Annotated in this window: 12 protein-coding genes; 7 read left to right on the top strand and 5 right to left on the bottom strand. The window is 71.1% G+C overall.

The features are described 5' to 3' along the window. Positions 1-62: 62 nt before the first annotated feature. Together ACFV6X_RS02525 and ACFV6X_RS02520 are read right to left on the bottom strand one after the other, a co-directional pair. Positions 63-1,001 (bottom strand): amino acid ABC transporter permease, encoded by a 939-nt coding sequence (locus tag ACFV6X_RS02525; RefSeq protein ID WP_385376502.1) that lies wholly within the window; start codon positions 999-1,001, stop codon positions 63-65. Between the two features lie 37 nt (positions 1,002-1,038). Next, entirely contained in the window at positions 1,039-2,001 is a 963-nt protein-coding gene (locus tag ACFV6X_RS02520; protein ID WP_385376499.1) for an ABC transporter substrate-binding protein, read from the bottom strand. Between the two features lie 569 nt (positions 2,002-2,570). Between ACFV6X_RS02520 and ACFV6X_RS02515 the strand changes: the two genes are divergently transcribed. The 5 genes from ACFV6X_RS02515 (at position 2,571) to ACFV6X_RS02495 (ending at position 7,030) form a co-directional block, all read left to right on the top strand. Then, a complete protein-coding gene (locus ACFV6X_RS02515) occupies positions 2,571-3,794 on the top strand; it encodes an NADP-dependent malic enzyme (protein WP_385376496.1) in 1,224 nt (407 codons plus the stop codon). A 627-nt stretch (positions 3,795-4,421) separates the two neighbouring features. Then, the gene (locus tag ACFV6X_RS02510) at positions 4,422-5,387 is read left to right on the top strand and encodes a zinc-binding dehydrogenase (RefSeq protein WP_385376493.1); all 966 of its coding nucleotides are present in this window, start codon (positions 4,422-4,424) and stop codon (positions 5,385-5,387) included. A 104-nt stretch (positions 5,388-5,491) separates the two neighbouring features. Continuing rightward, positions 5,492-5,701 (top strand): helix-turn-helix domain-containing protein, encoded by a 210-nt coding sequence (locus tag ACFV6X_RS02505; protein WP_365447533.1) that lies wholly within the window; start codon positions 5,492-5,494, stop codon positions 5,699-5,701. Further along, complete coding sequence (locus ACFV6X_RS02500) at positions 5,701-6,282, top strand: Clp protease N-terminal domain-containing protein (RefSeq protein ID WP_385376883.1); 582 nt, start codon at positions 5,701-5,703, stop codon at positions 6,280-6,282. The genes ACFV6X_RS02505 and ACFV6X_RS02500 overlap by 1 nt, the downstream gene beginning before the upstream one ends. Positions 6,283-6,406: 124 nt before the next feature. Further along, positions 6,407-7,030, top strand: a complete 624-nt coding sequence (locus ACFV6X_RS02495; protein ID WP_385376490.1) for a hypothetical protein — start codon at positions 6,407-6,409, stop codon at positions 7,028-7,030. 37 nt (positions 7,031-7,067) lie between these two features. Here ACFV6X_RS02495 and ACFV6X_RS02490 read toward each other — a convergent pair whose 3' ends face one another. From ACFV6X_RS02490 to ACFV6X_RS02480, 3 genes are all read right to left on the bottom strand, one after another. Then, positions 7,068-8,105, bottom strand: a complete 1,038-nt coding sequence (locus tag ACFV6X_RS02490) for a helix-turn-helix transcriptional regulator (protein ID WP_385376487.1) — start codon at positions 8,103-8,105, stop codon at positions 7,068-7,070. Between the two features lies 1 nt (position 8,106). Beyond that, the gene (locus tag ACFV6X_RS02485) at positions 8,107-9,051 is read right to left on the bottom strand and encodes a DUF4097 domain-containing protein (protein WP_385376484.1); all 945 of its coding nucleotides are present in this window, start codon (positions 9,049-9,051) and stop codon (positions 8,107-8,109) included. A 405-nt stretch (positions 9,052-9,456) separates the two neighbouring features. Further along, complete coding sequence (locus ACFV6X_RS02480) at positions 9,457-9,636, bottom strand: DUF6104 family protein (protein WP_023586593.1); 180 nt, start codon at positions 9,634-9,636, stop codon at positions 9,457-9,459. Positions 9,637-9,771: 135 nt separating this feature from the next. Here ACFV6X_RS02480 and ACFV6X_RS02475 point away from each other — a divergent pair, with 135 nt between their 5' ends. Together ACFV6X_RS02475 and ACFV6X_RS02470 are read left to right on the top strand one after the other, a co-directional pair. Then, entirely contained in the window at positions 9,772-10,122 is a 351-nt protein-coding gene (locus tag ACFV6X_RS02475) for a CU044_2847 family protein (protein ID WP_385376481.1), read from the top strand. Beyond that, positions 10,119-12,083 (top strand): trypsin-like peptidase domain-containing protein, encoded by a 1,965-nt coding sequence (locus tag ACFV6X_RS02470; RefSeq protein WP_385376478.1) that lies wholly within the window; start codon positions 10,119-10,121, stop codon positions 12,081-12,083. Before ACFV6X_RS02475 ends, ACFV6X_RS02470 begins: the two co-directional genes overlap by 4 nt. Positions 12,084-12,096 lie beyond the last annotated feature (13 nt).

Genomic DNA, 12,096 nt, shown 5'->3' with positions numbered 1-12,096 from the left:
CTTGCCGGCCTGGTCGGTCTTCCCGGCCTCACCGGACTCGTCCGTCTTCTGGATCTTCTCGGTCATGCCACGCCTCCCTTCGGGCGGCCGAAGGAGAACATGTTGGCCCTGATCTTCTGCATCGGTGTCGGCGGCAGCGAGCGGCTCGAACCGCGGGCGTAGTACCTCTCGAGGTAGTACTGGCCGACGCTGAAGACCGAGGTCAGCAGCAGGTACCAGGCCGCGGCGAGGAAGAGCATCTCGGCCGGGGCGCCGGAGGTCTGGCCGATGTCCTGGGCGACGCGGAGCAACTCGGAGTACTGGACGACCGACACCAGCGAGGTCGTCTTCAGCATGTTGATGACCTCGTTGCCCGTCGGCGGCACGATCACGCGCATCGCCTGCGGGATGACGATCCGGCGCAGCGTCTTGGCGTGGCTCATGCCCAGCGCGTGCGCCGCCTCGGTCTGGCCCTCGTCGACCGCGAGCAGACCGGCACGGCAGATCTCCGCCATGTACGCGGCCTCGTTCAGGCCGAGGCCCAGCAGCGCGGTCAGGAACGGGGTCATGAAGTCCGACCACTCGTCCCGGTAGACCGGCCCGAGGTTGATGTACTCGAAGACCAGGCCCAGGTTGAACCAGACGATCAGCTGGACCAGGACCGGGGTGCCGCGGAAGAACCAGATGTAGAACCACGCGATGGACGAGGTCACCGGGTTCCGCGACAGGCGCATCACCGCCAGCAGGACGCCGCCGACGATGCCGATCGCCATGGACAGCACGGTCAGCAGGAGCGTGTTGCCCACGCCGCCGAGGATGCGGTCGTTGAAGAAGTAGTCCGGGATCGCTCCCCAGTTGATCCTGCCCTGGGAGAACGCGTAGATGACGCTGCCCAGCAGGGCGAGCGCGACGACGGCGGTGACGTACCGCCCGTAGTGCCGGACCGGGATGGCCTTGATGGCCTCCGGTCCGGCCGGGGGCGTGTCGGCCGGACCCGTCGTCTTGTCGATGTCAACAGTCACGGGTGTTGCCTTTCAGTGCCGCTCGATGACCGAGCGGTCACTTGCCGCCGTTGATGGTGGCCTTGTCGACGGCGCCGTCCTCGACGCCCCACTTCTCTATGATCTTGTCGTACTCGCCGTTGGCGATGATCGCATCCAGGGCGGCCTGCAGGGCGTCCCGCAGCTGGGTGTTGCTCTTGGCCACCGCGATGCCGTACGGAGCGGCCTCGACCTGCTCGCCGACCAGCTCGAAGTCGTTGCCGCCACCGGAGGTCTTCACCGCGTACGCCGCGACCGGGAAGTCGGAGGAGCCGGCGTCGGCGCCGCCCGCGCGCAGGCGGGTCTGCGCCTGCTGGTCGTTGTCGAAGGCCTCGATGGAGAGCTTCTTGTTCTTCGGGCACTTCGCGGCCTCGGCCTTGGCCAGGTCCTCGGAGACCGTGCCGCGCTGCAGCACGATCTTCTTGCCGCACAGGTCGGACCAGGTCTTGATGCCCTGGTCGTCGCCCTTCTTGGTGTAGATCGAGACGCCGGCGGTGAAGTAGTCCACGAAGTCCACGCCTTCACCGACCTTCTTGCCGGTGTCGGAGTCGACGCCCTCCTGGCGGTCCTTGGTGTCGGTCATCGCGGACATGGCCATGTCGTAGCGCTTGGAGCGCAGACCGGTGAGCAGGGTGTCGAAGGTGCCGTTCTCGAACTCGAACGTCACACCGAGCTGCTTGCCCATGGCGGCGGCGACGTCCGGGTCGATGCCGACCGTCTTGCCGGAGCTGTCCTTGAATTCGACCGGCGCGTACGCGATGTCCGAACCGACCTTGATCACGCCCTTGTCGCGGATCTCCTGGGGCAGCTTGTCGGCCAGCGGGGCCGCGCTCTTCGACGCGGTGTCCGTGCTGTCCGAGCCGCCGCTCTCCGTCTGGTCACCGCAGCCGGTGAGAAGCAGGGCGCCTGCGACCGCGATCGCACCGACCGCGGCTAGCCGGGAACGCGCGGCGGTCGTACGACGGGTGGAGCTTGCGGTCATTGTGGGTTCCTCCGGCGGATGGGTGAAGTGCCGATGGGTCGGCAGTTGCCGATGGGTCGACGAGAACACACAGCTTCGGGTGTCGCGACCTCGTGTGATTACGGCATCTTGCCATTCGGACTGGCCCATTCAGGTGAGCCGTCATGTCAAAATCGGATAACGGGTGACCCCCGAACCCGACCACTCCGGTACATCACGACCGGACCTTCTACGGGAATATCAGCTTCCGGCCGCAAGATCTTCGGTATGTCTCAGGATGTGGATGTACGGAAGCCGGTACTTGGCGGCCCTTGCGGCTTTGTCAAGGGTTTAGCGGGCTCTTGTCCCCATATTCGGTCATGAGTCATGTCACCGGCATGTGATCTTCCCGCTACGGACTCGTCGGCGGTGCCCTCCGTCCGGTAAGAAGGTTCTTTACACCCCTCATCCGGGGCTCAGGGCGCGTGTGCGGCGCGCCCGTCGCGTAGCTGCCCGAACGCATCACCGACAGGGCCTGCGCGGTGCCCGCCCGCTCCTCACCAGGAGTGGAACCCACCCTCAAACCATGAAGACTTAAGGGGTCAGACAAAGTGGCAGCGGAGATCGTCAATCCTCGCAGCGACAGCAGTACGGAGAAGGAGGGAGGGGCGGAGCCCCTCGATTCCTTCGATCCGGCGTTCGCGCTGCACCGCGGCGGCAAGATGGCCGTGCAGGCCACCGTGCCGGTCCATGACAAGGACGACCTGTCCCTGGCGTATACGCCCGGCGTCGCGAAGGTGTGCACCGCGATCGCCGAGCAGCCGGAACTCGTCCATGACTACACGTGGAAATCGTCCGTCGTCGCCGTCGTGACCGACGGTACGGCGGTGCTCGGACTCGGTGACATCGGGCCCGAGGCCTCCCTCCCGGTGATGGAGGGCAAGGCGATCCTGTTCAAGCAGTTCGGCGGGGTGGACGCGGTGCCGATCGCGCTCGCCTGCACCGATGTGGACGAGATCGTCGAGACCGTGGTTCGCCTCGCTCCCTCCTTCGGCGGCGTGAACCTGGAGGACATCTCGGCGCCGCGGTGCTTCGAGATCGAGCGCAAGCTCCAGGAGCGGCTGGACATCCCCGTCTTCCACGACGACCAGCACGGTACGGCGGTCGTGACGCTGGCGGCCCTGCGGAACGCCGCACGGCTGACCGGCAAGACGCTCGCCGAACTCCGGGCGGTCATCTCGGGCGCGGGCGCGGCCGGTGTCGCGATCGCGAAGATGCTGATCGAGGCCGGTATCGGGGACGTCGCGGTCGCCGACCGCAAGGGTGTCGTCTCCGCCGACCGGGAGGACCTGACGCCGGTCAAGCGCGAGGTCGCCGGGTTCACCAACAAGGCAGGGATCTCCGGGTCGCTCGAGGCGGCGCTGGAAGGCGCGGACGTCTTCATCGGCGTCTCCGGCGGTACGGTGCCCGAGGAGGCAGTCGCCTCCATGGCCGAGGGTGCCTTCGTGTTCGCGATGGCCAATCCGGATCCCGAGGTGCACCCCGATGTGGCGCACAAGTACGCGGCGGTCGTCGCCACGGGCCGGTCGGACTTCCCGAACCAGATCAACAACGTGCTGGCGTTCCCGGGGATCTTCGCCGGGGCGCTGCAGGTGCGGGCGTCCCGGATCACCGAGGGCATGAAGATCGCGGCGGCCGAGGCGCTGGCGGGCGTCGTCGGGGACGACCTTGCCGCGGACTACGTCATTCCGTCGCCGTTCGACGAGCGGGTGGCGCCTGCGGTGACGGCCGCTGTCGCGGCGGCGGCGCGGGCGGAGGGCGTGGCTCGTCGCTGAGGCTCGCTTGCGTGGCCCCGTCCTTTTGGGCGGGGCCATTTTCTTTGCCCACCCGCCCGTCCGTTCGGGTGGAGGAGGGGTGGGCGTCGCTGGTGGGGGCGGGGCGCCGTTGGCGGGTGCGGGTGCGGGTGCGGGTGCGGGTGCGGGTCGGGTGCGGGCGCGGGCCGGGTGCGGGTCGGGTGCCGGCTTTGGGTGCGGGTGGGGTCCGGTGTGGGTCCGGGTGTGGGTGTGGGTGCGGGTGGGGTCCGGTGTGGGTGTGGGGTCCGGTGGGGGTCGGGTGCGGGCCGGGTGCCGGCTTTGGGTGCGGGTGGGGTCCGGTGGGGGTCGGGTGCGGGTTTGAGTGCGGGCGCGGGGTCCGGTGGGGACCGGGTGTGGGTGTGGGTGTGGACGTTGGGTCCCGTGGCCGGGTGGGGGGGGCGTTCGTGCGGGCCGTGGTGGTGTGGGGGACGGGCGCGCGGTGGTGCAGTCCCCGGCGTGGGGTTGCGGGGAGGGGCGCGGCGGAGCCGTGGGCACGGATTCCGGGCCGGGGTGTTAGAGGCGGCCGTACGGGGTGGTCCTGGCAAGTGGGTATGTGTCACAGGGGTGTGTGGTTCCGTCCGGGCGGGGGTGGAGCCTATCGTCGGCCCCATGTTCGCTGTCTACGCCGCCCGAATCGACCGCGACCAGCCGCTCGACGGCCTGGAGTTGGGGGAGCGCCCCGCCCCCGAGGCCAGGCCCGGCTGGAGTGTCGTCGACGTCAGGGCCGCCTCCCTCAACCATCACGACCTCTGGTCCCTGCGCGGCGTGGGCCTCGCCGAGGACAAGCTGCCGATGATCCTCGGCTGTGACGCCGCCGGCGTCGACGAGGACGGCAACGAGGTCGTCCTGCACTCCGTCGTCGGCCAGACGGGACACGGGGTCGGCCCGAAGGAACCCCGTTCCATCCTCACCGAGCGTTACCAGGGCACGTTCGCCGAACAGGTCGCCGTACCCACCTGGAACGTCCTGCCCAAGCCCAAGGAGCTGTCCTTCGAGGAGGCCGCCTGTCTGCCGACCGCCTGGCTGACGGCGTACCGGATGCTGTTCACCAACGCCGGTGTACGCCCCGGTGACTCGGTCCTCGTGCAGGGCGCCGGCGGTGGTGTCGCCACGGCCGCGATCGCGCTCGGCAAGGCAGCGGGGCTGCGGGTCTTCGCGACCAGCCGGGACGAGGCCAAGCGCAAGCGCGCCCTGGAACTCGGTGCCGTGGAGGCGCTGGAGTCGGGTGCGCGGCTGCCGCAGCGCGTGGACGCCGTGATCGAGACGGTCGGCGCCGCCACCTGGTCGCACTCGGTGAAGTCGCTGCGCCCCGGCGGCACGCTCGTCATCTCCGGTGCCACGAGCGGTGACCGCCCCTCCCACGCCGAACTGACCCGGATCTTCTTCCTGGAGCTGAAGGTCGTCGGTTCCACGATGGGCACCAAGGACGAGCTGGAGGACCTGCTGTCCTTCTGCGCCGCCACCGGCGTCCGCCCCGTCATCGACGAGGTGCTGCCGATGGAGCGCGCCCGCGAGGGCTTCGAACGGCTGGAGTCGGGCGAGCAGTTCGGGAAGGTCGTGCTCACCAACGGCTGAGGTTCCGCCGGTCGCCGGCCGGCACCCGGCACCCGGCACCCGGCACCCGGCACTGATGTCAACTTGGGTTGACAGGGTCTCGCCTGTCAATCTAAGTTGACATCATGACCGATGCCACGGAACTCGCCGAGCGAGCCGGTGATCGCGACCCACGGGTGGGACTGCGTGCCGTCGCCGCGTTGCGGAAGCTGCTGGAGCAGTTGGAGGCCGTGCAGGTGCGCAGTGCGCGCCATCAGGGCTGGTCCTGGCAGGAGATCGCCGCGGAACTCGGTGTGAGCAGGCAGGCCGTGCACAAGAAGTACGGGAGGCGATGATGTTCGAGCGGTTCACGAAGGACGCCCGTGCCGTGGTGAAGGGCGCCGTCGAGCACTGCGAGCGAGTGGGGGCGCAGACCGTCGCCGCGGAGCACCTGCTGCTCGCCCTGCTCGATCACGGGGCCGGCCGGGGCTCGTTCGCGCTGGCCGCGCTCGGGCTGGTCGAGCGCCGGGACTCCGTGGTGCGGGCGCTTGACGAGGCGCGGCGGCGTGCGGGGCTGTCGCAGGCGGACGCCGACGCGCTGGCCGGGCTGGGGATCGACGTCTCGGAGATCGTCTCCCGGGTGGAGGAGGCGCACGGCGTGGGCGCGATGTCCGGCGGCCGGGCGGGCCGGCGCGGGGACGGGGAAAAGGGCTGGTGGGGCGGGCATCGCCCGTTCGGCCGGGACGCCAAGGACGTACTGGTGAAGTCCCTGCGCATCGCCGTCGCCCGCCGCGAACGCACCATCGGCGACGAGCACATCCTCCTCGCCCTGACCACCGGCCCCGGCGTCCCCGCCGAGGTGCTCGCCGACCACGGCGTCACCCACGAGTCGGTGACACGGGTGATCGGCGGCGGGGGAGAGGCGAAGGCGGGCTGAGCGGTCGGGGCCGCTCCCTCGGCCCAGGCGCGCCCATGCCGGAATGTCAGTGGTGGGTCCTACGGTGGGCGGTGTCGACGTCGTTTCCCGGGCGTCCCGGACATCTCGCTGCCGAGGAGCTTCCATGACCGTGTCCGAGCCGGTGCCGATCGCTTTCGTGCGGACGGAGGACGTCGTCCGAGGGGCGGTGACGAAGGTCGGCGGGCAGCCGGTGTGGCTGGCGGAACCGCAGTGGCCGTTGTCGCGCAGGACCGGCGAACCGATGGAGTTCCTCGGGCAGTTCGCCCTGGACGACGGGCGTCTGGCCTATCTCTTCATGACGGACGACGAGGACGAGTTCATCGACGGCACCTACGAGCCGGAGGCCGGGGAGAACGCGTTCGTGATCCAGCCCGACGGCCGCATCCCCGACTTCGTGACGGTGGACGGGCGGGCCGTCGGGCCGAGCGCGGGCACCGACCATTTGCCGCAGCCCTCCACGGACGAGGCCGGTGAGGGTGACGAGGGCGACGAGACCGACGACGGGGAGGAGGACGGCGACGGGCGGCCGTTGCAGTTCCTCGGCGGACCCGGCATCGAGCCGAACTGGCTCCAGGGCGAGGAACTGCCCGGCGAGGGCTGGCGACTCGTCGCTCAGCTGGACTCCTGCGACCTCCCCTTCTCCGTCAACTTCGGCGATGCCGGTATCGGATACGCCTTCGTCTCGCCGGACGGCAAGGAGGGTCGCTTCCTCTGGCAGTGCTGCTGACGGCTCCTGAGGCGCTCGGACGGCAGGCCGCCGATCCCTACGCCTTCGGCGCCCGCAGCAACGCCCCGATGTGTGCCGCCGCCGTCGACAGATGGCGTCGCGCGTCCCGGAGCTGGTCCTGCGTCACCCCGTGGTCGCGGGCCGCGTCGCGGATGTCGTCGCGGAAGCGGTCGAGGAGGCGGTCCAGGTCGCGGGCCGGGTCGCCGCTGGGGGAGTCCTCGTGGGCCCAGACCGGCTCGTGGTCGGCAGGGAAGTCCTCCGGCGTCGTCGAGTACTCCGGCGTCGGCCTGGCCGCTGCGCCGCGCCCGAAGCCGAGGTCCTTGCCGAACTCCTTGCCGAAGTCCTTCCCGAACTCACCGAACTCCTTGGCGAGTTCCGTCAGGCCCTCGCGCAGCCCTGTCGGCCAGTCCCCCCGCGCGAAGTGGTCCTGCACCTGCTTCTGCACCTTCTGGGCGATGCGCTGCATCTCCTCCTGGGCCTGCTCGTGGGCGCGGTCCTGCGCCTCCTTGGCCTGACGCCGCGCCCGCTGGGCCTCCTCGCGGGCCCGGCGGCTCTCGTCCTTGGCGCGCCGGGCCTGCTCCTTCCACTCCTGCTTGACCCGCCGCATCTCCTCCTTCGCGGCGCGCCAGGCCTCCTTGTCGGTGTGGTCGGTGAAGTCCCCGGCGTCGCCGTTGACCGTGCCGGTCCTGCGGGCCTCGGTCGCCGCCGCCCGCATCTCGCGCCGCAGATCACCCGCCGCGCCCCGCACGTCGGCGCGGATCTCGGCGGCGAGTTCCGCCACCGACTCACGGATCTCCAGCTCCAGATCGGCCAGTTCACCGCTGCGGTCGGCCAGCTCGGCGCGTCCGGCGTCCGTGATGGCGTACACCTTGCGGCCGCCCTCGGTGGTGTGGGTGACCAGGCCCTCGGCCTCCAGCTTGGCCAGGCGCGGGTAGACGGTGCCCGCCGAGGGGGCGTACAGCCCCTGGAAGCGTTCCTCGAGGAGGCGGATCACCTCGTAGCCGTGTCGCGGGGCCTCGTCGAGCAGCTTCAGCAGGTAGAGGCGGAGACGGCCGTGAGCGAAGACGGGGGGCATGTCAGAGCACCTTCTTGTCGGTCGTGCCATCGGCCGGGGCGCTGGACGGACCTGTGTCCTCGCCCGGACCGGAATCCGAATTGTCCCCCGATGTGGTGTGCTGCCCGTCCGCCGGGGCGGGCCAAGGTCCGTCGTCCTCCACGGGCGGGCGGCGCAGCAGCGCGATCGAGCCGGAGACGGTCGTGGCCTTCAGCCGGCCGCTGCCCGCGCCGAGGCGGCCGGTGATGCGCTTGGCGCCCCACTGGCCGGTGACCCGCAGGTCCTCGAAGGCGTTGGAGACGGCGCCGCTCGCCGTGTTGGCCTCCACCTCCGCGTCGGCCGGATGCGGAAGCCGGATCGCGATCTCGCCCGAGACGCTGGTCAGGGTGATGTCGCTCGGGCCGCCGGTCGGGTCGAGGTCGACGATCATCGAGCCGCTGACCGAGTCGGCCTTGACGGAGGAGCCCGCGCCCTCGACCACGGTCAGGTCGCCGGAGACCGAGTTGAAGCGCAGATGGCCGCTGAGCGCCTGGGCCTCCAGGCTCCCGGAGACGGTGTCCGCGCGGACCGGTCCGGCGAGCCCGACGAGCGTGGTGTCCCCGGAGATGCCCTTGACCTCCGCGCGCCCCTCGATCCCGGAGAGCACGGCGGCGGCGCTGACGGCGCCGACCTCCACGCGCGTGCCCGCCGGAACAGCCAGCGAGACCTCCGCGCTGCGGCGCCAGCCCTTGCGGTCGAGCCACTTGAGGAAGCCCTTCCAGGGCAGGTCCTCGTAGGCCACCGTGAGCGTGCCGCCCTGCTGGGTGACGATCAGGGGCGGTCCCTCGATCCGGCCGATCTCCAGGCGGGCGGAACCTTCGTCGGTGCCCACTACGTTCACCGTTCCCCCCACGATGCGTACGTGGAGCTCGCTCACGGGCTCGTCGAAGGTGAGCTTCCTGGGCTCGGCGACGGACCATTCGGGCATGGTGCTGACCTCCTCGACCTGCCTGACCGCACGCGGGAAGGACGGACAGACTCGACACGCCATATCGCGTCTTACGTGATTCACGATATATCGTGGCAGCCGGAAGTCAAGACACCCTTTCCGGTGACCCCACGACATCGCGCCCCGAGGTGCGCATGGGATCAGGCGGCCGCCTGCTGGGCGACGACGCCGGTGACGACGACCCGGGCTGGATCATGGGGGGCGACCCGCCCCGATCACACGCCTCCCGCCCGGCGGACCACGACCGTCTCGCCCGGCACCGAGCACAGGCACCTCCACCCGCGCCGGTTACGCGCCCCCGCCTCCACTCCGCGTACTACGCGCCCCCCGCCTCCACTGCGCGTACTACGCGCCCCCGCCTACTCCGCCAACTGCGGGCCCGCCCTACTCCTCGTCCTCGTCGTCCAGTCGCGCCAGCCACGTGGCCAGGCGCTCCACCGGCACCTCGAAGTCCGGGTTCAGGTCGACGAACGTGCGCAGTTGCTCGGCGAGCCACTCGAAGGTGACCTCCTCCTCGCCGCGCCGTTTCTCCAGTTCTTCGATGCCTCGGTCGGTGAAGTACATGCCTTCAGAATATGCGTCACTTGGCGAGTTAACGGCCTCCCCCGTGAGCGGTACGGAAGGCTGGCCTCGTCGCACTCCAACGGTGCGCCGGCCGTGGTCGGCCGACCGGAAACGCAAGCTCGTCGGGGGAACGCCATGAGTCACATCCAGGACATCGAACTGCCCAACGGCATGGTGGTCACCGCCCGGATCGGGAGCACGGACGCCTACGGCGACCAGGAGGACGTCGGCTTCGCGGAGACCGCGCGGGCCAAGGTCGAACAGCTCCACGAACTGATCACCGGCGTGGGCGGCACGGTGCTCGACGCCGCCCGCGCCGCCGGACCCACCGAGGCCGCCATCACCTTCGGCGTGGAGCTGACCGCCAAGGAGGGCCTGGCCGTCGCCGTCCTCGCCCGGGGAGAGGCCAAGGCCTCGCTCCAGGTCACCCTCACCTGGCAGCTCGACCGCCAGGCCGACCACGCCCCGGAGCCCACCGGCGCATGACCGAGCCGAACGAACGCCTGCACGCCCTGGCCAAGGCCGCCACCGTGCACCTCCTCCCGGCCGGCGGCGACGACAAACCCCTGTGGGGCAGCGGTTTCTTCGTGGCCCCGGGCTGGGTGCTGACCGCGGCCCATGTGGTGCGCCAGCACCTGAGGGCGGACCGGGAGCTGACCTTCCGGGTGCGGGGCGAGGGCGTCGACGCCGAGGCGCGGCTCGCCGAGTGGCTGCTCACCGACCCCGACCGGCCCGTCGTACCACTGGACGAGGACCTGGCGCTGGTGCGCCTGCTCGGGGAGGCCGACGAGCAGCCCCACGAGTGTGTCTGGCTCGCCGACCGGGCCGTACGGCACTCCGGTCCCGTCAAGGTGTACGGCTACTACCCCGAGCCGCCGCACACCCACGCCCGCGCCGTGGACGCCGACATCAACGGCCACGAGGACGGGTACGGCCTGATCATCAGGCCCGACATCGACTTCCCGGCCGGCGTCTCGGGCGGCCCGCTGCTCGACCCGGCCACCGGGGCCGTCGTGGGCCTGGTCAAGTCGCGGCGCAAACAGCAGGACGGTGGGAAGGCGGTCGCGATCGCGGCGCTGCGCCGGTTCGGCGAGACCTACCGCACCGTCATCGCCGCGCACGACCGGTGGCACGGCACGGAGCCGGTCTCCGAGAGCGGGGACAACTGGATCGACCAGCAGTCCGGTCCCGGCGCCGACGGCGGCGCCGGATGGACGCCGGCGGACCGCCGGGAGGCGCTGAACCTGCTGGCCGCGCTGCCCGCGCCCCCCGACGCGCCCACCGTGGAGGCGCTCGCGACACGCGCCCGCAGCGGCACCAGGTGGCCGGGCCCGCCGCCCGACCTGCGCACCTGGCGCGACGGCTACGGGCTCCTCTACGAGGGCGCGCACCCGCTCGACCCCCTCGCGTTCCTGCGCTACCTGAGGTTCGTCGACGCCTACGTGCGGTCCCGGGGCGAACCGTGCGCCCCGCTCGACGCCTGGATCGAGCGGCGGCTGCGCCGGGACCCGCGCCGCGAGATGCACGCCTTCGTCCGGGACGTGCGGCTCCCGGACGAGCTGTCCGCCGCACCGGCGGAGCGGACCGGCCGCATCGTGATCCCCTACCCCGGTCCCGGCGAGGGCCCCACGGTCGCCGTCCTCCTCGACCCGGTGATCGGCTCGGAGCCCACCCGCTTCTTCTGGCAGATCTGGCTCGACGACGGCGACGGCACGGGCGAGCCGGAGCTCTACCAGACCGACGACTCCGTCCACGGCCGGCTGCCCGGCGAACTGGTCCAGGCGCTGCGCAGACCGCTGGGCGACCTGCTGCGGGCCAAGGACCGGCAGAACCGTCCGGTGCCCCTGGAGGTGGCCCTGCCCACCGAGCACCTCGACACCGCGGTGCACCGCTGGCGGTTTGACGACATCGCACAGCTCGACGACGCCGGACACCTCGGCGCGCGCCGCCATGTGGTACTGCGCTCCCTCGCACGCCGTGGAGATCCGGACAAACTGTGGGCCGACCGCTGGCAGGGCATGACCGCCCAGCAGCGCTTCGCCTGCTGGCGCACCCCGCAGCGCGGGGTCGTGACCACGGGCCGCGGCTACCGGGAGGCGGCCTTCGACCGCATCCCCGTGATGTGCCGCCCGGCCGGCCGCGGACCGGGGCGGACCGCGCTGAAACTCGCCCTGGAGAACGGGCACGGCGTCGCCCTCTGGCACATCGACGGCCATGTCACCCGAACCTGCGCCGAGGACTGCGACACCCTCCACGCCAAGGCGCAGGAACTGCTCGGCAGCCTCGGCTCGCTGGCCGAGCTCCCCGACCGGCTGCGGCAGCTGCGGCAGGACATCAGCGAGCGCCGCGCCGACCACACCTGGGCCGAACCGCTCGCGCTGCTCTACGACGACCCGGGGCGCCCGCTCCCCGCCGAGGAGACCGAGACCCTGGACGCGCCCCTGTGAGCACCCCGCCCGC

The sequence above is a fragment of the Streptomyces sp. NPDC059861 genome, assembly GCF_042731435.1.
In the GTDB taxonomy this organism is placed as follows: Bacteria; Actinomycetota; Actinomycetes; order Streptomycetales; family Streptomycetaceae; genus Streptomyces.
This window is presented reverse-complemented; position numbering and strand designations above follow the sequence as displayed.